Source organism: Nocardia panacis (assembly GCF_003598715.1).
Classification (GTDB): Bacteria; Actinomycetota; Actinomycetes; order Mycobacteriales; family Mycobacteriaceae; genus Nocardia; species Nocardia panacis.
Map to the genome: position 1 here is coordinate 317,513 of NZ_QZFU01000010.1, position 22,598 is coordinate 340,110.

Annotated in this window: 20 protein-coding genes and 1 riboswitch; of the genes, 7 read left to right on the forward strand and 13 right to left on the reverse strand. The window is 67.8% G+C overall.

Annotation, left to right across the window (positions count from 1 at the left end; genetic code table 11):
* Window positions 1-17: 17 nt before the first annotated feature.
* The 8 genes from D5S18_RS03515 to clpS form a co-directional block, all read right to left on the reverse strand.
* Window positions 18-782 carry a cyclic nucleotide-degrading phosphodiesterase gene (locus D5S18_RS03515; RefSeq protein WP_120037867.1) on the reverse strand — a complete coding sequence of 255 codons (765 nt, stop codon included), beginning with the start codon at window positions 780-782 and terminating at the stop codon, window positions 18-20.
* Window positions 783-851: 69 nt separating this feature from the next.
* Complete coding sequence (locus D5S18_RS03520) at window positions 852-1,544, reverse strand: rhomboid family intramembrane serine protease (RefSeq protein ID WP_239003510.1); 693 nt, start codon at window positions 1,542-1,544, stop codon at window positions 852-854.
* A 138-nt stretch (window positions 1,545-1,682) separates the two neighbouring features.
* Window positions 1,683-2,645, reverse strand: a complete 963-nt coding sequence (locus D5S18_RS03525) for a PLP-dependent cysteine synthase family protein (protein WP_120037871.1) — start codon at window positions 2,643-2,645, stop codon at window positions 1,683-1,685.
* Window positions 2,646-2,652: 7 nt separating this feature from the next.
* On the reverse strand, window positions 2,653-2,928 hold the full coding sequence (locus tag D5S18_RS03530; protein ID WP_120037873.1) for a MoaD/ThiS family protein: 276 nt from the start codon (window positions 2,926-2,928) through the stop codon (window positions 2,653-2,655).
* A gap of 36 nt (window positions 2,929-2,964) precedes the next feature.
* Window positions 2,965-3,390: a M67 family metallopeptidase gene (locus tag D5S18_RS03535; RefSeq protein ID WP_120037875.1), complete on the reverse strand. Its 426-nt coding sequence runs from the start codon at window positions 3,388-3,390 to the stop codon at window positions 2,965-2,967.
* Window positions 3,391-3,442: 52 nt separating this feature from the next.
* Window positions 3,443-4,531: a P1 family peptidase gene (locus tag D5S18_RS03540; protein ID WP_120037877.1), complete on the reverse strand. Its 1,089-nt coding sequence runs from the start codon at window positions 4,529-4,531 to the stop codon at window positions 3,443-3,445.
* A gap of 13 nt (window positions 4,532-4,544) precedes the next feature.
* Window positions 4,545-5,114, reverse strand: coding sequence for an oxidative stress transcriptional regulator AosR (aosR, locus tag D5S18_RS03545; RefSeq protein ID WP_120037880.1), 570 nt, complete (start codon window positions 5,112-5,114; stop codon window positions 4,545-4,547).
* A gap of 22 nt (window positions 5,115-5,136) precedes the next feature.
* Window positions 5,137-5,487: an ATP-dependent Clp protease adapter ClpS gene (gene clpS / locus D5S18_RS03550; protein ID WP_239003505.1), complete on the reverse strand. Its 351-nt coding sequence runs from the start codon at window positions 5,485-5,487 to the stop codon at window positions 5,137-5,139.
* A gap of 144 nt (window positions 5,488-5,631) precedes the next feature.
* Here clpS and D5S18_RS03555 point away from each other — a divergent pair, with 144 nt between their 5' ends.
* The 4 genes from D5S18_RS03555 to D5S18_RS03570 all read left to right on the forward strand — a co-directional run bounded on the left by D5S18_RS03555 (window position 5,632) and on the right by D5S18_RS03570 (window position 10,581).
* The gene (locus tag D5S18_RS03555) at window positions 5,632-6,969 is read left to right on the forward strand and encodes a nicotinate phosphoribosyltransferase (protein ID WP_120037881.1); all 1,338 of its coding nucleotides are present in this window, start codon (window positions 5,632-5,634) and stop codon (window positions 6,967-6,969) included.
* Window positions 6,970-6,988: 19 nt separating this feature from the next.
* Entirely contained in the window at window positions 6,989-7,597 is a 609-nt protein-coding gene (locus D5S18_RS03560) for an isochorismatase family protein (RefSeq protein WP_158607788.1), read from the forward strand.
* Window positions 7,598-7,642: 45 nt separating this feature from the next.
* On the forward strand, window positions 7,643-9,688 hold the full coding sequence (locus D5S18_RS03565) for an ATP-dependent DNA helicase (protein ID WP_203236561.1): 2,046 nt from the start codon (window positions 7,643-7,645) through the stop codon (window positions 9,686-9,688).
* Window positions 9,689-9,888: 200 nt separating this feature from the next.
* Entirely contained in the window at window positions 9,889-10,581 is a 693-nt protein-coding gene (locus D5S18_RS03570; RefSeq protein ID WP_239003506.1) for a methyltransferase domain-containing protein, read from the forward strand.
* A gap of 50 nt (window positions 10,582-10,631) precedes the next feature.
* Here the strand turns inward: D5S18_RS03570 and D5S18_RS03575 are convergent, their stop codons facing one another.
* The 3 genes from D5S18_RS03575 to glgP form a co-directional block, all read right to left on the reverse strand.
* Window positions 10,632-11,174 carry a DoxX family protein gene (locus D5S18_RS03575; RefSeq protein ID WP_120037888.1) on the reverse strand — a complete coding sequence of 181 codons (543 nt, stop codon included), beginning with the start codon at window positions 11,172-11,174 and terminating at the stop codon, window positions 10,632-10,634.
* A 159-nt stretch (window positions 11,175-11,333) separates the two neighbouring features.
* Complete coding sequence (locus D5S18_RS03580) at window positions 11,334-12,695, reverse strand: NCS2 family permease (RefSeq protein WP_120037890.1); 1,362 nt, start codon at window positions 12,693-12,695, stop codon at window positions 11,334-11,336.
* 113 nt (window positions 12,696-12,808) lie between these two features.
* Window positions 12,809-15,376 (reverse strand): alpha-glucan family phosphorylase, encoded by a 2,568-nt coding sequence (glgP, locus tag D5S18_RS03585; protein ID WP_120037892.1) that lies wholly within the window; start codon window positions 15,374-15,376, stop codon window positions 12,809-12,811.
* 60 nt (window positions 15,377-15,436) lie between these two features.
* Window positions 15,437-15,563, forward strand: a riboswitch (TPP riboswitch).
* Here glgP and D5S18_RS03590 point away from each other — a divergent pair.
* From D5S18_RS03590 to glgB, 3 genes are all read left to right on the forward strand, one after another.
* A complete protein-coding gene (locus D5S18_RS03590; protein WP_120037993.1) occupies window positions 15,557-16,906 on the forward strand; it encodes a purine-cytosine permease family protein in 1,350 nt (449 codons plus the stop codon). It overlaps the preceding riboswitch by 7 nt.
* Window positions 16,907-16,935: 29 nt before the next feature.
* Window positions 16,936-18,942, forward strand: a complete 2,007-nt coding sequence (locus D5S18_RS03595) for an alpha-1,4-glucan--maltose-1-phosphate maltosyltransferase (RefSeq protein ID WP_120037894.1) — start codon at window positions 16,936-16,938, stop codon at window positions 18,940-18,942.
* Between the two features lie 14 nt (window positions 18,943-18,956).
* On the forward strand, window positions 18,957-21,092 hold the full coding sequence (gene glgB / locus D5S18_RS03600; RefSeq protein WP_120037995.1) for a 1,4-alpha-glucan branching protein GlgB: 2,136 nt from the start codon (window positions 18,957-18,959) through the stop codon (window positions 21,090-21,092).
* A 25-nt stretch (window positions 21,093-21,117) separates the two neighbouring features.
* Here the strand turns inward: glgB and D5S18_RS03605 are convergent, their stop codons facing one another.
* Window positions 21,118-21,966, reverse strand: coding sequence for a tetratricopeptide repeat protein (locus tag D5S18_RS03605; protein WP_120037896.1), 849 nt, complete (start codon window positions 21,964-21,966; stop codon window positions 21,118-21,120).
* 61 nt (window positions 21,967-22,027) lie between these two features.
* Window positions 22,028-22,405 (reverse strand): DUF3817 domain-containing protein, encoded by a 378-nt coding sequence (locus tag D5S18_RS03610; RefSeq protein ID WP_120037898.1) that lies wholly within the window; start codon window positions 22,403-22,405, stop codon window positions 22,028-22,030.
* Between the last annotated feature and the right edge of the window lie 193 nt (window positions 22,406-22,598).

Genomic DNA, 22,598 nt, shown 5'->3' on the forward strand with positions numbered 1-22,598 from the left:
GCCTCCGAACAGGGGGTTCAGATGGTGAAGGTCTCGCCGGGGGCCACCGCGTGCACCGGACCGGAGAACTCCGCCTTGGCCTCGGCGATGACATCCTCGCGCGAGGTCCACGGCGGTATGTGGGTGAGCAGCAGTTCCTTGACCCCCGCCGTCGCGGCCAGCCGCCCGGCCTCGGTGCCCGAAAGGTGAATGCCCGGCGGACGATTGGCCGGATCGTGCGTCCAGGACGCCTCGGCCATCAAAATATCCGCGCCTGCGGCCAATTCACGCACCGCATCGCACTCGGCCGTATCGCCGGTATAAACGAAGGTGCGGCCCGAAGCCGACACGATACGCAACCCGTACGCCTCCGGCGGGTGATACATGCGCCGTGCCGTGATGGTGTGTCCGGGACCGAATCCCACCGGCTCGGACTCGATCCAGCGTCGGAAATCGATGACATCGGACCAGTCGTCGCATTCGCCGCCGACCTCGGCCGAGGCATTGCCGATGCGCAGCGGCGCGTCCGAGGGGCCGCGCACGATCGCCCGACCGACCGGCGGGATGGGGTGATAGCGCCGCCACACCAGCAGACCCGGCAGATCGAGACAGTGATCGGCGTGCAGATGGGTGAGGAAGATGTCGACCTCGCCGGGATCGGCGTAGCGCTGCAGCGCGCCGAGCACACCCGGACCGAACTCGATGACCACCGGCCGCATATCCGGCCCGGTCAGCAGGTAGCCCGACGCTGGAGAGTCCGGGCCGGACACACTGCCCGAGCACCCGAGGACGGTTAGGCGCATTTCCCTATGCTGCCACGGCGAAATCTCGCTCAAGAACCGATCCCCCAACTTGCTCGGCGGCGGCTGCGCTCAGCGAGTCGGCGCGGGGACTCCGGCTCCCTCGCCGCGACGGCGCGAACGTTCATTGCCAGAGAGTACCCAGCCGGCCAGAATTCCACCCACCGCACCGAAAAGATGTCCCTGCCAAGAGATTCCGGGTTGACCGGGCAGCACGCCCCACAGTAGCGAGCCGTAGATCGCGACAATGACCAACCCGAGCAGGATCTGACCGATATTGCGGGCGAACCAGCCGCGCACGATGAGGTAGGTCAACCAGCCGAACACCAGTGAGGACGCGCCCAGATGCACCGAGCCGCTGCCCGCGACGAGCCAGGTGCCCAGACCCGCCACCACCCAGATGATGGCGGTGGCCATCAGTCCGCGCCCGATACCCGAGAGCAGCGCCAGGAAGCCGAGCACCAGCACCGGCAGCGTATTGCCCAATAGGTGGGTCCAATTGGCGTGCAGCAGCGGGGCGAACAGAATGCCCCACAGCCCCTCCGCCGTGCGCGGCTGGATCCCAGCGGTGTCGAGGTCGTGACCGTCGAGGGTGTCCACACCCTCGATGCCGTAGAGCAAAACCACGAAACTCGCGATGACCACACCGGCTCGCAGCCAGAGCTGTTTGATCACGGCCACCCCGGCGGAGGACGCGGGCGAACCGGTCGACGCCGTCGGCATATTCGGTGCGAGAGCGCCACCCGGCGCACCGGAGCTGTCCAATTGGGCGCGCAGCGCGGCGATCCGCTCCGGATCGAACGACGGACCCACGCCCGTACCGCCGGTGGTCATCGCAACCTCCTCGTCGAGCGGATCCGATGAGCCCGACCCGCACCTCCGAGGGTACTCAGCGGGTATCGCTCAGGCCCAGAGCTGACCGTCGAGGCGTTCCTCGGCCTCTTCGAGCGTGCCGTCATAGGCGCCGGTGGACAGGTACTTCCACCCGCCGTCGGCCACCACGAACGCGATATCGGCCCGCTCGCCCGCCTTCGCGACCTTGCGCGCGATCCCGAGCGCGGCGTGCAGGATGGCCCCGGTCGAGATACCGGCGAAAATGCCCTCCTCCAGCACCAATTCGCGGGTCCGCCGGACCGCGTCGTACGGGCCGACCGAGAAGCGGGTGGTGAGCACCGACTCGTCGTAGAGCTCCGGAATGAAACCCTCGTCGATATTGCGCAGACCGTAGACCAATTCGCCGTAACGCGGTTCGGCCGCGACGATCTCGATGCTCGGCACCTTCTCGCGCAGGAAGCGCCCGGTGCCCATCAGGGTTCCGGTGGTGCCGAGGCCCGCGACGAAGTGGGTGATCTCCGGCAGGTCGGCCAGGATCTCCGGGCCGGTGCTCTCGTAGTGCGCCAGCGCGTTGGCCGGATTGCCGTACTGATAGAGCATCACCCAGTCGGGATGCTCCGCGGCGATCTGCTTGGCCAGCGCCACGGCCTGATTGGAGCCGCCCGCCGCCGGAGAATCGATGATCTGCGCGCCGAACATGGTCAACAGTTGCCGCCGCTCCACCGAGGTGTTCTCCGGCATGACACAGATCAGCCGGTAGCCCTTGAGCTTGGCGGCCATGGCCAGTGAGATCCCGGTATTGCCGCTGGTCGGCTCCAGAATCGTGCAGCCGGGCCGCAGTGTGCCCTCGGCCTCGGCCTGTTCGATCATCCGCAGGGCGGGGCGGTCCTTGATCGATCCGGTCGGGTTGCGGTCCTCCAGCTTGGCCCACAGCCGGACATGGTCGGCGCCGTCCCATTTCGGGGACAGGGTGCGCAATCCGACCAGCGGGGTGTTGCCGAGTGTCGCGATCAGCGACTCGTAGCGCGCCATCGGGCGACTAACCTCCGGCGACGGCGGGCAGGATGGTGACGCTCGCGTCGGAGGGCACCTCGGCCGCGAGCCCGCCCGCGAAGCGCACATCCTCGTCGTCGACATAGATGTTGACGTAGCGGTTGAGCTTGCCGTCCTTGAGGAGCCGCTCGGCCAGTCCGGGATGGTTCGACTCGAGATCCTTGATGAGATCGGACAGGGTCGCGCCGCCCTGTGCCTGCACGCGCTTCTCACCTCCGGTCAGCGCGCGCATGATGGTCGGAATGGACACGGTCACCGACATGGGGTACTCCTCATTTCGCGGGAAAACAACGGGCGGTCAGTCGATTTCGGCATAGTCGTCGACGATGCGCACCGGTTCCTCGGTGACCTCGCCGTCGACGATGCGATAGCTGCGCAGTTCGTGCCGCTCGGGATCGCGGGTGGACACCAGCACGTAGTGGGCGAAAGGTTCGCTGGCGTAGGAGATATCGGTGCGACTCGGGTACGCCTCGGTCGCGGTGTGCGAGTGGTAGATCACCACCGGGGTCTCCTCGGCTTCGTCCATGGCGCGCCAAACCTTCAGTTGCTCACCGGAATCGAAGCGATAGAAGGTGGGCGAGCGCTCGGCATTGACCATCGCGACGAAGCGCTGCGGACGGTCGCTGCCCTCCGGACCCGCGATCACCCCGCACGCCTCGTCGGGGTGGTCCGCGCGGGCATGTGCCACCATCGCCTCGACCAGGTCGGCTCTGATCACCAGCACGAGTCAAACCCTTCCGCCATCCGGCATTCGCCGCCTTCGACAACAAGTGAGACTATTCGGCTATTCCCGACCCACTACCGCACCGGTCGCCGAACAGTTCCCCGTAGCTGGGGATGCCCGCGACCGGGGTCGCACGGCGAATGGCGTCGACGATTGCCCGCTCCACGCAGACCGCCGCGGCCGTGCACACCGCGTCGAGCACGATCAGATCCGGCGGGAAGGCGGCGGGTAGGGGGCCGGTCTCCGGTCGCAGCGCACCGGTCGACACCGCGAAGAGGGTGTCGCCGTCCAGCGGCGAATGTGCCGGACGCACCGCGCGGGCCAGACCGTCGTGCGCGGTAGTGGCCATGCGCCGCAGGCTCACCGGATCCAGTGCGGCGTCGGTGGCGACGACGCCGATGGTGGTGTTGAGCACCGTGCCCTTCACCGCGAGCGCGTTGGCGCGGGCCAGCACCTCCGGTGCGGCACAACGCAATCCGAAGAACTCCGGACCGTCCGTGCCCGCGCCCCAAGGCAATCCGGTGCGCGGATCGAACACCGACCCCACCGGATTGGCCACCACCAGCGCCGCCACCGTCACCCCGGCGGCCGGCCCCTCGCCGAGAACCACACTCGCCGAACCTATTCCGCCCTTGATCGATCCGGCCCGCGCTCCGACACCCGCACCGACCGAGCCGCGCTCGAAATCCACCCCGGCGGCGGCCGCGGCCCGATACCCGAATTCGGCGGTCGGCCGAATTCCCCAGTCCCCCACCGGAAGATCGAAGATCACCGCGCCGGGCACGATCGGCACCACCCGCGTGGGATCGGCGGGATCCATCGGAACGCCCTCGCCCTGCTCCTCCAGCAGACGCATGACCCCGTCGGCCGCGGCCAGACCATAGGCGCTGCCGCCGGTGAGCAGGATGGCGTGCGCGTGCCGGACGGAGTTGCTCGGATCGAGGACATCGGTCTCGCGGGTGCCGGGGCCGCCGCCGCGCACATCGACCGCCGCGGTCGCGCCACCCGGTAACCGCACCACGGTGCAGCCGGTCGCCGCGCCGTTGCCCGGCGTGGCGTCGCGATCGAGCACATGATGGTGACCGACCAGCACGCCCGCCACGTCGGTCAGCGAATTCCGTTGTCCGGATTGTGTTCTCATAGCCCAGCGCTTTCTACGGCGCGAGCGCCTGCAGGAGCGAGTCCTGCATCCAGGTCAACCAGTGGTAGACGTCCAGATGTGGGCCGCGCGGATCATCGGGCGCGAACTGCTCGGGCGTCTCGTCATCGATCTCGAGAATGGTGCCCAGCGCCAGGCGCACGTCCGTGAGCGCGTTGAGCCAGGCGTCGGCCTGCTCGGGAGTGAGCACGATACGACCGCCCTCGACGGGCACGGTGCTCAGCACGACCGAACCCGCCGCCAACTTCGCGTCGATGATCTCCGGTTCGTGCAGACCGCGCAGGGCGCTGTTGAGTCCGGCGCGCTCGGCATCGGGCGAACCCGGTTCGCTGCGATGGAAATCCGGCAGCAACCGCAGCAACTGCGGATCCTCGGGAGTCGCCGTATTGCCGGTGCGCAGACCCGTCAGCGCGGCCAGTTCGTCATCGGGGGCGGAATTGGCGCGCTCGGTCAGCAAACCGGAGACCGCGCCCACCAGCGAACGCAGCACGTTCGCCTCGCGCGCGTCCATCTCCGAGCGCAGCTTCAACCCGCCCAGCGAATTCTTCCTGCTCCACTTTTGCACGTGGCTACGGTAACCGTCGCGGTCAGCTATCCCGCTGCATGGTCGCCCACAATCCTGCGGCGTGCAACCGCTGGACATCGTGTTCCATCCGATCGCGAGAGCCGGAGGACACGACGGCTTTGCCCTCGTTGTGCACCTGCAACATCAGCTCGGTGGCCTTGCCTTTGCTGTATCCGAACAGCTTCTGGAATATGTAGGTGACGTAGTGCATGAGATTGACCGGGTCGTCCCAGACGACCGTCACCCACGGGCGATCCTCCGCCTCCAGGATCTCGGTGTACTCCACGGCTTCCGGGGTCGCCTGTGCCGCCGACAGCTGTACCACCGGTAGCTCTACCACCGGCAACATGGCGTTCACGTCGCACAAACCCATAACTTCCAGGGTACGGCCCGACTCCGGATACACAACACCCAGCCTCGCGCCGCGAACGTCGGCTCGATGCGTGTGCGCGGGGTGGCGGCGCGACAGGCGAAGCAGGCCCCTACCACGTCGAAGGTTGCCCATTAGGGTGGCTGCGTGACGAGCGCAGCAACCGATACCTACCACGTCGAGTCGAACGGTTTCAGCACCGCGCTGCTGACCGACCGGTACGAGCTGACCATGCTCGCCGCGGCCCTGGCCGACGGTTCGGCGCGACGGCGCTGCACCTTCGAGGCGTTTGCCCGCAGGCTGCCCAACGGCCGCCGCTACGGCGTCGTCGGCGGCACCGGCCGACTGCTCGACGCGCTGGCGCACTTCCGTTTCGGCGAGCCGGAACTGGCGGCGGCCGCGGGCTTCCTGGACCCGGCCACCGTCGACTGGCTGCGCGGCTACCGGTTCACCGGCGATATCGACGGCTATGCCGAGGGCGAACTGTATTTTCCGGGCTCGCCGGTGCTTTCGGTGCGGGGCAGCTTCGCCGAATGCGTGGTGCTGGAGACGGTGATCCTGTCGATCCTCAATCACGACAGCGCCATCGCCTCGGCGGCGGCGCGCATGGTCACCGCCGCGGGCGGGCGGCGGCTGATCGAGATGGGGTCGCGGCGCACCCACGAACTGGCCGCGCCCGCCAGTGCCCGCGCGGCCTATCTCGCGGGCTTCGACGCCACCTCCAATCTGGAGGCCGCGCGACGCTTCGGGGTGCCCAGCGCGGGCACCAGTGCGCACGCGTTCACCCTGTTGCACAGCGGCGCGGACGGCCAACACGAGGCCGAGGCGTTCCGCAGTCAGATTGCGGCACTCGGCATCGGCACTACCCTGCTGGTCGACACCTTCGACATCACACGGGGCGTAGCCACCGCGATCGAGGTGGCGGGCACCGATCTGGGCGGTGTGCGCATCGATTCCGGTGATCTCGGCGTGCTGGCCCGGCAGGTGCGCGAGCAACTCGACGGATTGGGCGCGGCGAAGACCAGGATCGTGGTGTCCGGGGATCTGGACGAATACTCGATCGCCGCGCTGCGGGCCGAACCGGTCGACGCCTACGGGGTCGGCACCTCGCTGGTGACCGGGTCCGGCGCGCCGACAGCGGGCATGGTCTACAAGTTGGTCGAGGTGGACGGGTTGCCGGTGGCCAAGCGCAGCAGTCACAAGCAGTCGCGCGGCGGCACCAAGCGTGCGCTGCGCCTGGCCAGACGGACCGGCACCATCGTGGAGGAAATCGTGTACTCGGCGGCCGGGACTCGGCCCGCCACAGCGGGTTTCGAGGCGCGCGAACTGCTGGTCCCACTGGTGCGCGACGGCGTCGCGGCGCCGCAGCGGCCCACCCTCGTGGAAAGCCGCGACGTGGTGGCGCGCGGATTGGTCAGTCTGCCGTGGGAGGGCCTCAAACTCTCCGCGGGCGAACCGGCCATCACGACCAGTTTCGCGGATTGACCCGCCGACCCGCGCCACAATGGGATCCGACCAGTACGCAGCACCGAACGCCGGGAGGTCCACCGTGGGACGAGCACTGATCATCGTCGATATCCAGAACGATTTCTGCGAGGGCGGCTCGCTCGCGGTCGCGGGCGGGGCGGCCCTGGCCCGGCGCGTCAGCCAATTCGTCGCCGACGGGGACTATGACGCGGTGGTGGCCACCAGGGATTACCACGTCGATCCCGGTCCGCATTTCTCCGACCATCCCGACTATGTGGATTCCTGGCCGCCGCACTGCCGGGTCGGCACCCCCGGCGCGCAATTCCATCCGGACCTGGATACCGCGCCGATTCAGGAAGTGTTCTCCAAAGGCGAATACGCCGCCGCCTATTCGGGTTTCGAGGGCGCGGCCGCCGACGGGACGCGGCTCGCCGACTGGTTGCGCGAGCACGATATCGACGCGGTGGACGTGGTCGGCGTCGCCACCGACCACTGTGTGAAGGCCACCGCGCTCGACGCCGAAGCGGCGGGTTTCCGCACCGCGGTGCTGCTGGATCTCACCGCCGCCGTCTCCTCCGACACCCTCGGGGTCGCCCTCGCCGGGTTGCGCGCGGCCGGGGTCGAACTGAGCGGCGCGGTGGGCTGATCCGCCCCGACATGACTGTCGGCGACAGCTTGTAGGCTGCTGCGCGTGCCCGAACTGCCGCCACTCCCCGAACTCTTGGCCACCGCCGTCACGGCACTCGGCGGCAAGGAGCGCACCGGTCAGATGACGATGGCCGCGGCCGTGGATCAGGCCATCGACACCGGCGAGCATCTGGCGGTCCAGGCGGGCACCGGCACCGGTAAGTCGCTGGCCTACCTGGTGCCCAGCCTGCGCCACGCGGTGCGCACCGGGCGCACCGTGGTGGTGTCCACCGCCACCATCGCTCTGCAGCGTCAGCTCGTGGACAGGGACCTGCCCCGTTTGGCCGAGGCGCTGCGCGAACCGCTGGGCCGCACCGCCAAATTCGCGATCCTCAAGGGCCGCAACAACTATCTGTGCTTGAACAAGATCAATAGCGCCATTCCCGACGAGCCCGCCGAGGCCGAACTCTTCGACGCCTTCGCCATCTCCCGCCTCGGCCGCGAGGTGCAGCGGCTCAACGAGTGGGCCTCCGACACCGAATCCGGCGATCGGGACGAGTTGGTGCCCGGCGTCGGCGATCGCGCCTGGCGGCAGGTCAGCGTGTCCTCGCGCGAATGCCTCGGCAAGTCGCGCTGCCCCTTCGGTCAGGATTGCTACGCCGAACGCGCCCGCGCCGAATCCGCGCAGGCCGATGTGGTGGTCACCAATCACGCGCTGCTCGCCATCGACGCCATCAACGGCATCCAGGTGCTGCCCGAACACGATGTGGTGGTGATCGACGAGGCGCACGAACTGGTCGACCGGGTCACCGGCGTGGCCACCGCCGAACTCGCGCCCGCCGCCGTGAGCGCCGCCGCCCGCCGCTGCGCCAAACTCATCGACGAGCGCGAGGTCGACAGGTTGGAGTCCGCCGCGGAGGCGTGGCACACCGCCCTGGACGACCTGCCCGCCGCCCGCTGGGACGCGCTGCCCGAGGGCATCGCACCCGTACTGGCCCTGGTCCGCGATGCCGCGTGGAACGCGCGCACCGCGCTGGCCCCACAGGGCGGCGGCGCGGCCCAGGCCGATCCGGAGACCGCCGCCGCCCGCAATCAGGCCCTGGCCGCCATCGACGAGGTGCACGACGGCGCGGTGCGCGCGCTCACCGCCTTCGACGAACCGGACCCGGCCAAACGCCACGACGTGCTCTGGCTGGCCGCCGACGAGGTGCGCGGGGTCGTGCGGCGCACCCTGCACATGGCCCCGCTCGCGGTCGGCGGGCTGTTGCGCAGCAGGCTGTTCGGCATGTCGACGGTGGTGCTCACCTCGGCCACGCTGCAGGTGGGCGGCTCCTTCGACGGACTGGCGCTCACCTGGGGTTTGCCCCCGCGCTCGGGCGCGAAGGTCGATCCGGCGCTGGCCAATGGCGCGCAGGCTCCCGCCGACGCCGAATCGGTGCGCTGGTCGGCGCTGGATGTCGGCTCACCGTTCGACCATGCCAAATCCGGAATCCTCTATGTCGCCAAGCATCTGCCCGCCCCCGGCCGGGACGGCCTGAGTTCGGCCTACCTCGCGGAGATCGAGCGGCTGATTCGCGCGGCGGGCGGGCGCACCCTCGGCCTGTTCTCGTCCATGCGCGCGGCCAAGGCGGCCACGGAGGCGCTGCGGGGCAAGTTGGATACGCCGATCCTGTGCCAGGGCGAGGACGCGACAGGTCAGCTGGTGCGCCGCTTCGCCGAGGATCCGGCCACCTCGCTGTTCGGCACGCTGTCGCTGTGGCAGGGCGTCGATGTGCCCGGACCGTCGCTGAGTCTGGTCATCCTGGATCGGATCCCGTTCCCGCGCCCCGACGATCCGTTGCTCACCGCGCGGCAGCGCGCGGTGGAATCGCGCGGCGGCAATGGCTTTCTCACCGTGGCGGCCAATCACGCGGCGCTGCTGCTGGCGCAGGGCACGGGGCGGCTGCTGCGCAGCGTCGAGGATCGGGGCGTGGTGGCCATTCTGGATTCGCGGCTGGCCACCGCCCGCTACGGCGGGTATCTGCGCGCATCGCTGCCCCCCTACTGGGAGACCTCCGATCCGGAGGTCGTGGCGAAGGCGTTGCGGCGGCTCACCGGCACCGCGCCGTAATCGCCTGTGGCCCATGGCCATAACCCGCGTCTGTGACAACCCTCACAAGGCGCTGAATTTATTTTCGATAGGAAGTAAATTGGGGTTCGGTGCTTCGGTGAACCCCAATTCCCACACCGAACGCGCCAACAGTCCCCGCGCCAAGCCCTGCACGCGGCGCGGGGACAGACAAAACCTCCCCGGCATGAGACAGTGCCGCAATGACACACTCGGACACCGAAGTTCTCGGTGAATTTCTCATCAGCGCAAGATCATTGGCGGAATACCGGGCCATGTTCGGACTCACCGACGCCGAGTTGCGCACCGGCCGTATTCTCGACTGCCCCGGCGGCGCGGCCAGTTTCACCGCCGAAGCGAGCGAACTCGGCGCGGAAGTTCTCGCCGCCGACCCCATCTATTCGCGCGACGCCGATGATTTGCGCACCACCGCCATTCGCGAATCCGAACGCGCGAACCGCTGGGCGACAAGGGATATCGGTCGCCGCCGTTGGGACTGGTACGGCGGCCCGCAGGGACATCTGCGCATGCGGGCCGAATCCGCCGAGCGGTTCGGTCGCGATCTCGCCGAACATCGGCACCGCTACCGCGCGGCCCGCCTGCCGGCACTCCCCTTCGCGGACAACAGTTTCGGTCTGGTCCTCAGCTCGCACCTGCTGTTCAGCTACGCCGACCGCCTCGATGCCGAATTCCACGCGGCGGCCCTGAGCGAACTCGCCCGCGTCGCCACGGGCGAGACCCGCGTCTACCCCCTGGTCGACCACAATGGCAACCCGCTGCGCACCCTGCTGGACGATCTCCGGAAAGATCTGCACCACAAGGGAATCCACACCGAACTACGCAGGATCGACTTCGAGTTCCACCCCGGCGCGGACCGCACACTGGTGCTGTACTGAACATCGCGGCGACGCGTGGGTCCGACCACGACGGCCGGACCCGCGAACACCTAGAGAATCCACTTGAAGACGAGCGTCACGACGGCGGCGACGACGGCGAGCACGAATGCGCCGACACCCCACACGAGGCCGTGGCGCTGCCACGGACGGCCGTGATCGAGCGCGAACCGACCGGGTCCGGTGAAGGCGAGCGCCAGCGCCACGGCGGCGAACAGCAGCGGCGACTCCCAGCCGCCCTTGCCGAACAGTCCGGGAGCCCAGGTGGCATTGATCGCGTTGATCATGGTGCCGAGCACGATCGCGGCCGCCAGTGGCGTGACCAGACCCAGCGCGAGCAGCAGACCACCACCGAACTCACACAGTCCGGCGAGGGTTCCGAAGAATTTGCCGGGGTGGTACCCCATCGACTCGAATCCGGTTCCGGCCTGCGTCAGGCCCGGACCGTCGAACCAGCCGAACAATTTCTGAGCGCCGTGGGCCGCCAGTATCAGCCCGAAGACAATTCGAATTACCAGAATTCCGATATCACCGGCGAACTTGTCGGGGTTCGCGGTGAGATCGGCGGTGTGCCGTTCCGCCGTGTTGGTTGACATGGCTGTCCTCTTCCCCTGTTTATGCGATCGGGTGCGCGATGCCGGGCGCATCGCGCCTTCGAGCCCTCTCGGAAAACCACTTCGCCATTGAAGCGGACTGCGGTCCGAATCATTGCATGCGACCGCGTCAACTGTCCACCAACTGGGGATTATTCCAAGTCACTCCGCCAAGAAGAAGAAATAACCGAGGAATACCACCATCAGGATCCACATCGTCGGATGAACTTCCCGGAATCGACCGCGCGCCACCATGACCACCGGATAGAACACCATGCCCATGGCCAGACCGTAGGCAATGGAAAAGGTGAGCGGTGTCACCACCACGGTAATGAAGGCCGGAACGGAATACTCCAACTTGCCCCAGTCGATCTCACCGAGGGCGCGCGCCATCAGCACGCCGACCACGATCAGCGCGGGCGCGGTCACCGACTTCGCGCCCGCGATCACCGAGAACAGCGGGAAACAGAACATGGCCACCGCGAACCACCAGGCCGTGGCCACCGCCGTCAACCCGGTGCGCCCACCCGCCGACACACCCGCCGTCGACTCCACATACGCGGTGGTCGTCGAGGTGCCGATGACCGCGCCCGCCATGGTGCCGATCGAATCCGCCGCCAGCGCCTTGGACGCGCGCGGCAGCGTCCCGTCCTTCGCCAGCAGACCGGCCTGATTGGCCACGCCGATCAGCGTGCCCGAGGCATCGAAGAAGTCGACGAACAGCATGGTCAACACGACGACGAACATCTGACCGGTGAACGCGTGCGGCAGATTGATCACCGCCTGACCGAAGGTCTGATCCAGACCGTGCGGCATCGCGAACACGCCCTCCGGCAACTCCACCAGCCCGAACACCATGCCGACCACCGCGGTGAGCACCACGCCGTACAGCACCGCACCGTGCCAGCCGCGCACCAGGAAAACCACCGTCACCAGCAGACCGAACAGGGCCAGCAGCGTGGCGCCCTTGGTGAAATCACCGTGCGTGACGAAGGTGTCCTTGCTGGCCACGATGATGCCCGCATTCTTCAGACCCAGGAATGCGACGAAAATACCGATGCCCGCGCCGACCGCCAACTTCATCTGCAGGGGTATGGCATTGAGGATGCGTTCGCGAATCCTGGTGACCGCGAGCACCAAGAAGATGATGCCCGAGAGCAGCGTGCCCGACAGCGCCGTCTGCCACGGGATACCCATCTGCTTGACCACGGTGAAGGCGAAGAAGGCATTCAGGCCCATACCCGGCGCGAGCGCGATCGGATATCTGGCCCACAGGCCCATGACCAGGGTGCCGAAAATCGCGGCGACGGCGGTGGCGGTGAACACCGCCTGCATCGGAATCCCCTTGTCGCCCAAGTCGCCCTGGTCACCGAGCACCGAGGGATTCACGGCCAGAACATAGGACATGGCGAGGAAGGTGACCATACCTGCCATCACCTCGCGACGCATGGTGGAGCCGTGCGAACTGACGCCGAAGTACGCGTCGAGGCGGGCCCGTGTCCGGGCGAGCGCGTCGGTGGCCATGGAACTCTCCAGTGGATCAGAAGAAAGGGTGCTCAGGCACGGTAACCGACGGTTCGCCTTATACCGGAATCAATCCTGGAATCCACCGAGAATCTGGTGACCATTGTCACCTATTATGCGCTGGGCGCGGCCACCAACCCGAGTTCGGCGTCACAGGACAGCAGCGGGTGGTGCGGCAGGACCCGCACCGTGTACCCGACCGCGCCCGACACCGGGACCGGCATGCGGACACTGAACCGGTCCGTCACGTCGAAACCGGTGTGCGCCATCGCGATGACACTCACCTCCGACAGGTCGTCGGTGGGTGAGACGCGGCCGATGACGGCCTGCACCACCACATCCTCGGCCGACAGCCCACCGAGGTCGATGCGGGCGTGCAGCGACATCGGGGCTCCGATGATCGGCGTATCCGGCAGACCCTCGGTATCGACCTGGACGACTTTCACTGCGGGCCAGGCTGATTCGACACGACGACGATACTCGGCCAGCTCCCGCGCACCCGCGAAATCCGGACCGACCGCCCGATGGAAGGCCGCGGCGGCAGGCGCGTAGTACCGCTGCGTGTAGTCGCGAACCATCCTGGAGGCCAATACCTTCGGGCCGAGCGTCTGCAAGGTGTGCCGGACCATCTCCACCCAGCGCACCGGCATACCCGCCGCGTCGCGGTCGTAGAAGCGCGGCGCGACAGTGCGCTCGAACAGGTCGTAGAGCGCGTTGGCCTCCAGATCGTCGCGGCGGTGCTCATCGGCGACACCGTCGGCGGTCGGTATGGCCCAACCGTTCTCGCCGTCGAACATCTCGTCCCACCAGCCGTCCCTGATGGACAGGTTCAATCCGCCATTGAGAGCCGATTTCATCCCGGATGTGCCGCACGCCTCGAGCGGGCGCAGCGGATTGTTCAGCCACACATCGCATCCCCAGTACAGGAACCGGGCCATCGACATGTCGTAGTCCGGCAGGAAGACGATGCGATGACGCACCCCCGTGTCATCGGCGAAGCGAACCACCTGCTGGATCAACGCCTTTCCGCCGTCATCGGCCGGATGGCTCTTGCCCGCGACCACCAACTGCATCGGTCGCCGCGCATCGAGCAGCAGCGCGCGCAACCGCTGCGGGTCGCGCAGCATCAGGGTCAACCGCTTGTAGGTCGGCACCCGACGGGCGAAACCGACCGTCAGCACGTCCGGATCGAAAACGCCTTCGACCCAACCCAATTCGGCCTCGGCCGCGCCGCGCTCCAACCAGGAGGCACGCAGGCGGCGGCGCACCTCGACGACCAGGCCCGCGCGCAACGCATTGCGGGTCGACCACAGCTCGCCCGGATCGACCTCGTGCAACCGCTCCCAGCCGCGCGCCTCCTCGACCAGTTCCGCGCCGATATGCTCGCGGGCCTTGTCGAACCATTCGCGCGCGGCCCAGGTGGGGGCGTGCACGCCATTGGTCACCGACCCGATCGGCACCTCGTCGGCGTCGAAACCCGGCCACAGTGCGTTGAACATGGTGCGGCTCACCGCGCCGTGCAGCGCCGACACACCGTTGGCGCGCTGGGCCAGCCGCAACCCCATATGGGCCATATTGAATACCGACGGATCGGCCTCGCGTCCCAGCGCGACGATCCGATCGACGGAAAGGCCCGGCAGCAAAGCGGATTCGGCCTCACCGTGCGCGCCGCCGAAGTAGCGACGCACCATCGGCATCGGGAAGCGGTCGATCCCCGCGGGCACCGGGGTATGGGTGGTGAACACCGTGCCCGCCCGCACCGCCGCCAGCGCGGTGTCGAAATCCTGCCCCGCGGAGACGAATTCGCGGATCCGCTCCAGGCCGAGGAAACCCGCGTGCCCCTCGTTCATATGGAAGACATCGGGATCGGGCAGGCCCTCGGCCCCGGTATAGGCGCGCACCGCCCGCACCCCGCCGATCCCCGCCAGGATCTCCTGCCGGATGCGATGTTCCTGATCACCGCCGTAGAGCCGATCGGTGACCAGACGCAATTCCGGATCATTGGCGGCGATATCGGAATCGAGCAGCAGCAGCGGCACCCGACCGACCTGCGCGATCCACACCCGCGCCCGCAGCACCCGCCGATCCGGCATGGCGACGTGGATCAGCACCGGCGCGCCCTCGCTGCTGAGCAGCCGCAGCGGCAGGCCCTGCGGATCCAGCGCCGGATAGCGTTCGGTCTGCCAACCGTCCGCCGACAGTGACTGCCGGAAATACCCTGAGCGATACAGCAATCCGACACCGATGAGCGGCAACCCCAGATCCGATGCCGACTTCAGATGGTCGCCCGCCAGAATCCCCAAACCCCCGGAATAGTTCGGCAGCACCTCCGTGACACCGAATTCCATCGAGAAGTAGGCGATCCCGCGCACCCCGGCCGCATCCTGCCGCTGAAACCACCGCGGCCGCGTCAAATACTCCCGCAGCCCCGCCGCCGCCGCATCCACCCGCGCCACATAGGCCGCATCCCCCGCCAACTCGTCCAACCGCCCCGCGGGCACCTCCCCCAGCATCCGCACTGGATCATGCCCCAACTCCCCCCACCGACCGCGATCCAACTCCGCGAACAAATCCTGCGTGGCCCAATCCCAAGACCACCGCAAATTCGTAGCGAGCTCCCCCAACGCCCCCAATCGCTCGGGCAGGTGAGCCCGGACAGTGAACCGACGCAATGCCTTCACCCCCGCAGACCCTACCGGACCGTCCCGCGACGAACGCTCGGTGTACTAGGGTTTTGGGGGTATGAACCACGCGGGAGCTCGGAGTTGGCGCGAAAAGACTCTGCCGGGCTGAGAGGGCGTTCCAGAAGACGCCGACCGCTGAACCTGTCCGGGTAATTCCGGCGTAGGGAGTTTTTGGCGATGTCGTCCGGTGTTCGCGAGGCCCCACTCACTCTTGATCAGCCGACGCCGAAGGTCCTGTCGTTTTGGGATCAGAGTGCGTTCTGGGCCAACCTCGGGGTCAGCTTGTTGGCGTTCTCCGGGGCGTACACGGTGCTCGCGCCCGATACCGACGGCGCGCCCCGGATCTCGTTGGCGGCGGGGATGCTGGCGATGATCGTGGGGACGGTCATGGGTGGGGTAATGCTCGGGTTGGCGGCGGTGCCGGGGGCGCGGACCGGGCGACCGGCGATGGTGCTGCTGCGCGGACTGTTCGGGGCGAAGCTGAGCTATCTGCCGACGGTGCTGAATATCGCGCAGCTCATCGGGTGGGGCACCTTCGAGCTGATCGTCATCGGCGGCGCGGCCCGCGAACTGTTCGGCGGCGGTCCGCAGTGGCTGTATGTGGTGGCGGCGGGCCTGCTGACCACGGCGCTGACCATCTGGCCGCTGGGCTCGGTGCGCCTGCTGCGCCGGTTCGTCACCGCCGGGGTCGTACTGGCGCTGGTGTGGTTCTACGTGCAGTTCTTCCGCGCGGGCCTGCCGGATCCGACGGTGAATCCCGGTCCGAGCGGCAGCGGCCCCTTCGGCGCCGAGTGGAATCTGTTCTGGGTCGCCACCGATGCGGCACTGGCGGTCTCCATCTCCTGGGTGCCCGCCGCCGCCGACTACACCCGCCATTCGCGCAGCGAGCGCGCAGCGTTCGGCGCGGCGAGCGGCGCGTACGCGCTGACGCAGATCGTCGCCTACGTCCTGGGACTGTTCGCGCTGGCCAGAGCCACCGGCGCGGGAACATACGGACCGTTCCTCACCGTCACGGCGGGCGCGGTGTTCTTCTTCGTCTTCGTCCTGCGCGAGGCCGACCAGTCCTTCGCCAATGTCTACTCCACGGCCCTGTCCATCCAGAATCTGCTGCCGCGGGTGGACCGCCGCATCCTCACCATCGGTCTCGGCGCGGTCATCACCGTGCTGGCCCTGTGCCTGAACATGCAGAACTACTTCGGCTTCCTCGGCCTGATCGGCTCGGTATTCGTCCCGCTGCTCGGGGTGCTGGTCGCCGACTTCTTCCTGCGCCCCAAGACCGAATGGGATACGACCGAGAACGCGCCGTCGCGCTGGGGCATGGTCGCGGCCTGGCTGATCGGACTGGTCGTCTACCAGTTGATCAATCCGGGTGATGCCGGAGTGTGGACCAGATTCTGGGTGCGCGTCCAGGAACTGCTGCATTTCACCAAGCAGGCGTGGATGAGCGCCTCACTGCTGTCGTTCCTGGCCGCCCTCGCCGCCGCCTGGGTCATCGGCCGGGCAACCGACCTGCGCCACCGCACGTGAATCCGCGCCGCACCCGGTAGGTTGATCGTGTGACCGGCCGCATCGCCATCGATGACACCGCCCCGTGCCTGCCAGGCGGCTATCCGGCCAAGGCGGTGGTGGGCGAGGTGTTCCCGGTGCGCGCGGTGGTATGGCGCGAGGGGCACGACGCGGTCGCCGCCACCCTCGCGGTGCGCTCCCCCGATTCGGGACGGGTCGTCCGGATACGGATGACACCCGACTACGAACCCGATGTCTTCAACGCCGCCTTCGTCCCGGATCGACCCGGCGCGTGGACCTTTCGGATAGAAGGCTGGAGCGACCCGATCGCCACGTGGCGCGCCGCGGTCGAGGCCAAACTCGCCGTCGGACAGAGCGCCGCCGACCTGGCCAACGATCTCGAGATCGGCGCGACACTGTTCGAGCGTGCGGCACTGGCCTTTTCGAAGGCGAACTTCCAGCGGCTGCGCGCCGTCGCCGCCGCACTGCGCGACCGGGATCAGCAACTTCCCGCCAGGGTCGCGCCCGCCTTCGCGGGCGAGATCGCCGAGATCCTGCGCGAGACACCGCTGCGCGACCTGGTGACCCGAGGCCCCCAGCACACCGTCTCCGTCGAGCGGCAGCGCGCGCTCTACGGCTCCTGGTACGAATTCTTCCCCCGCTCCACCGGTGGCCGCGATGCCGAGGGCGCGCCGGTGCACGGCACCTTCGCCACCGCCGCGAAGGAACTCCCCCGCATAGCGGCCATGGGTTTCGACGTCGTCTACTTGCCGCCCATCCACCCCATCGGCGCGGTGAATCGCAAGGGTCCCAACAACTCCCTCACCGCCGCTCCCAAAGACGTCGGCTCGCCGTGGGCCATCGGCTCGGCCGATGGCGGCCACGACGCCATCCATCCGCGCCTGGGCACCGAACGCGATTTCACCGAATTCGTCGCCGCGGCAGCCGATCTCGGCCTGGAGGTGGCGCTGGATCTGGCCCTGCAGTGCGCGCCGGACCATCCCTGGGTGCGCGAACATCCTGAGTGGTTCACCACCCTGCCCGACGGCACGATCGCCTTCGCGGAGAATCCGCCGAAGAAGTATCAGGACATCTACCCGATCAATTTCGACAACGATCCGGACGGCGTGTACGCGGCGGTGCTGCACCTGGTGCGACACTGGATCACATTGGGCGTCACCATCTTCCGGGTGGACAACCCGCACACCAAACCGGCCGAATTCTGGGAATGGCTCATCGCGCGGGTGCGCCACACCAACCCGGAAGTCATCTTCCTCTCCGAGGCATTCACCGTCCCCGCCCGCCTCTACGGGCTGGCCAGACGCGGATTCAGCCAGTCCTACACATATTTCACCTGGCGCACCACCAAGTGGGAGCTGACCGAATTCGGAAACGAGTTGGCCGCCAAGGCCGATGAGGCCAGACCCAACCTCTTCGTCAACACCCCCGACATCCTGCACGAGAGCCTGCAGCACGGCGGGCCGGGTATGTTCGCCATCCGCGCCGTCCTCGCCGCCACGCTATCGCCGTCCTGGGGCGTCTATTCCGGCTTCGAACTGTTCGAACACCAGGCGGTGCGTCCCGGCAGCGAGGAATACCTCGATTCGGAGAAGTACGAACTGCGACCGCGCCCCTTCGCCGCCGCACTGGCCCGCGGCGAATCACTGGAACCCTGGATCACCCGCCTCAACGAGATCCGCCGCAATCATCCCGCCCTGCGACAACTTCGCTGCCTGCACTTCCATCACGTCGACAACGACGCCATGCTCGCCTACTCCAAATTCGATCCGAGCACCGGTGACGCCGTCCTGATCGTGGTGAACCTCAACCCCTTCGCCACCGAACACGGCATGATCTCACTGGATCTGCCCGCCCTCGGCCGTGAATGGCACGACCACCCGGTGGTCGTCGACGAGATCACCGGCGAGGAATACCACTGGGCGCAGACCAATTACCTGCGGCTCGACCCGACGAAGGCCGCCGCCCACATCCTCACACTGCCCCCGGTGCCGCAGGCCGCCCGCGCGGAACTGGCCCACCGCAGGACCTTTCGGTGAACAATCGCGACCTGATGCTGCTCGCGGCGGGCACCCACCGCGACCCGCACACCGTCCTCGGCGCACATCCGGATCCCGGCGGCACCGCCGTGCGGGTGCTGCGACCGCAGGCCGAATCGGTCCGCATTCGCCTCGGCACGGTGGAACATCCGCTGAAGTCGTTGGGACACGGCGTTTTCGCCGCTGTCGTCCCGCAGCCGAATCTGCCCGACTACCGTGTGGTCACCACCTACCCCGGCGGCCGAACCGTCATCGGAGCCGACGGCTATCGCTTCCTACCCACCCTCGGCGAACTGGATCTGCACCTCATCGGCGAGGGCCGCCACGAACGCCTCTGGGAGGTGCTGGGCGCGCACCCCCGCCGCTATCGGACCCCCGAGGGCGAGGTGCGCGGCGCCTCGTTCGCGGTGTGGGCGCCGAATGCCAGGGGTGTCAGCGTGATCGGCGATTTCGACGGCTGGAGCGGCGCCACCGCGCCCATGCGCGCGCTCGGCGGTTCCGGCGTCTGGGAGGTCTTCCTGCCCGATATCGGACCGGGCGAACTCTACAAGTACCGGGTGCACGGCGCGGACGGCCGCATCGTCGACCACGCCGATCCGCTGGCCTTCGCCACCGAGATCCCGCCCGCCACCGCATCCCTCGTCACCGAGAGCACCCACACCTGGAATGACCAGGGCTGGTTGACCTCTCGCGCCGACCGCGACCCCACACTGTCCCCGATGAGCATCTACGAGGTGCACCTCGGCTCATGGCGCCCCGGTCTGAGCTACCGCGAATTGGCCGAGCAACTGGCCGAATACGTGCGCGACGCCGGATTCACCCACATCGAACTGCTCCCCATCGCCGAACATCCGTTCGGCGGCTCCTGGGGCTATCAGGTCACCTCCTACTACGCCCCCACCGCGCGCTTCGGCACACCGGACGACTTGCGCGCCTTCGTCGACCGCATGCACGCCGCCAATATCGGCGTCATCCTCGACTGGGTGCCCGCGCACTTCCCGCGCGACGAATGGGCGCTCGCGCGCTTCGACGGCACCCCGCTCTACGAACACCCCGACCCCCGCCGCGGCGAACAACTCGACTGGGGCACCTACATTTTCGACTTCGGCCGCAATGAAGTGCGCAACTTCCTCATCGCCAACGCCCGCTACTGGATCGAGCAATTCCACCTCGACGGCCTGCGCGTCGACGCCGTCGCCTCCATGCTCTACCTGGATTACTCACGCCCCGAAGGGGATTGGGAGCCCAACGTGCACGGCGGCCGGGAGAATCTGGAGGCCGTCGAATTCCTGCGGGAACTCAATGACACCGTGCACCGCTACCCCGGCGTGATCACCATCGCCGAGGAGTCCACCACCTGGCCCGGCGTCACCCGAGGCACCGACGTCGGCGGGCTGGGCTTCACCATGAAGTGGAATATGGGCTGGATGCACGACACCCTCGGCTACCTGCGCCGCGACCCCATCCACCGGGCCTGGCACCACAACGAGATCACCTTCTCGATCGTGTACGCCTGGAGCGAGAACTATGTGCTGCCGATCAGCCACGACGAGGTGGTGCACGGCAAGGGCACGCTGTGGACCAGAATGCCCGGCGACGAATTCGCCAAAGCGGCGGGCGTGCGGGCGCTGCTGGCCTACATGTGGGCGCATCCCGGCAAACAACTGCTGTTCATGGGCCAGGAGTTCGGCCAGTTCCGGGAATGGTCGCACGAGCGGGGCCTGGACTGGTCGGAACTGGAAAACCCACTGCACGCAAGCATTTCGACGACGGTGCGCGACCTCAACGCGGTCTACCTGGCGCATCCGGCACTGTGGAGCCGCGACACCACCCCCGGCGGACACTCCTGGATCGAGGCCGACGACCGGGTCAACAATGTGCTGGCCTTCCTGCGCCACGGCGCGGACGGCTCGGTGGTGGCCTGCGTGCACAACTTCTCCGGCCTGACCCACCGCGAATACCGCGTCGGCCTACCGGAATCCGGCCCGTGGCACGAGATCCTGAACACCGACGCCATTGCCTACGGCGGTTCCGGCCTCGACAATTCCTCGATCGCCGCCACCGCGACACCGTGGCACGGCCGCCCCGCCTCGGCCGTACTCACCCTCGCACCCAATAGCGCCGTCTGGCTCGCCCTGAATCGTCAATGACGGTGGCGCGACTGGGGATTGTGACTCAGTACAGCGCGGTGGCCAATTTGCGCCGCGCCGCCACCACGAAAGGTTCGGCCTTGTCGAACAGGTCGAACAATTCCAGCAGCCGGGTGCGCACCTTGGTGCGGTCCTCGCCCGCGGTGCGCTTGACCGTCGCGATCAAGCGATCGAAGGCGGCCTCGGGCCGCTGACCGAGCAGTTCGAGATCGGCCGCGTCCAATGCCGCGTCCACATTCGCCGGATCGGCGTCGGCGGTGGCGAGCGCCGACTCGGGGACCTGCTGCGCCCTGGCAAGGAAACGCAGTTGGCGCAGCGCGGCTTTCGCGTCCTCATTATTCGGCTCAGCGGCCAGCACGGCCTCGTAGGCGGCCTCTGCGCCCGCCATATCGCCCCGATCGAGCGCCTCCTCGGCGGCCACGAAACGCGGATCCTCCACCGGCTGCTCCGCCGCGCCCTCGGCGCCCTCCAGCTTGCCCGCCACCGCGTCGACCACGGCGGTGAGCCACTGGCGCACCTGCGGTTCCGGTTGCGCCCCTTCGAAATCCGCGAGCGGCTGCCCACCCGCGATGGCGATGACGGTGGGGATGCCCTGCACCCGCAGCGCCTGCGCGATGCGCATATTGGCCTCGGCCTCGACCGTGGCCAACTCCCACGTACCGCCGTCGGCCTGCACCAGGCGCTCCAGGGTCCGCACCAACTCCACGCTGCCCGGACTGCGCTGCGAGTACAGCACCACCACCACGGGCACCTGCATGGAGCGCCGCAGCACCTTGGTCTCGAAATCGGCCTCGCCGACCGCATACCCGCCCGCGGGCGCGGACCCACCGGCAGGCGGCTGCTTGAGACTGGACAGGTCCACCGCACCGGACATGGCGGCGGCTACGGCGGGCGAAGGGCGGCGGGCAGCGGGTCGAGTCACGGTCTCCAGTCTGTCACGAGGCGACGGACGCGGTGGCCGCGGCATCGGCGCGAGCCCGGTCGCTCAATTCACCGAGCTTGCCCGTGCGCACCGCCCACAGCTCGAACAGCACCGTGAAGAACGGCGGAATGCTCGACAGCAGCGCCAGCGCGGTGGTCAGCGGGGACCACTTCAGCTGCCTGGCGGCCAGGATGCCGATCAGCACGAACAGGATGAAGATGATCCCGTGCGTCATGCCGAACACCTTGACCGGCCAGGTCACGGGCTCGGGCAGGCGTTTGAGCACCATGCCGACGATCAGGAAGACCCAGGAGATCGCCTCCAGCACCGCGATGAAACGGAACCGCTTGGCCACGGTGCTCAAGTCGAAGATATTGCCCATGGCCACCATTCTGCCGGATGCACTACAGAGGGTCGTAGTCGAACGGCTCACAGTGGCCCGGCAGGCGGCCTAAACCCAATGCCGCTCAGTTAGTGGGTTGGGCTGGGTGTCAAGTGGATCGTGTTGTCGTGCGCGTGGGGGCATGAGAGTAGGACAGCGGAACTACTGGTAGAGAGATCTTGTCCGCCAAGACAAACCGCTC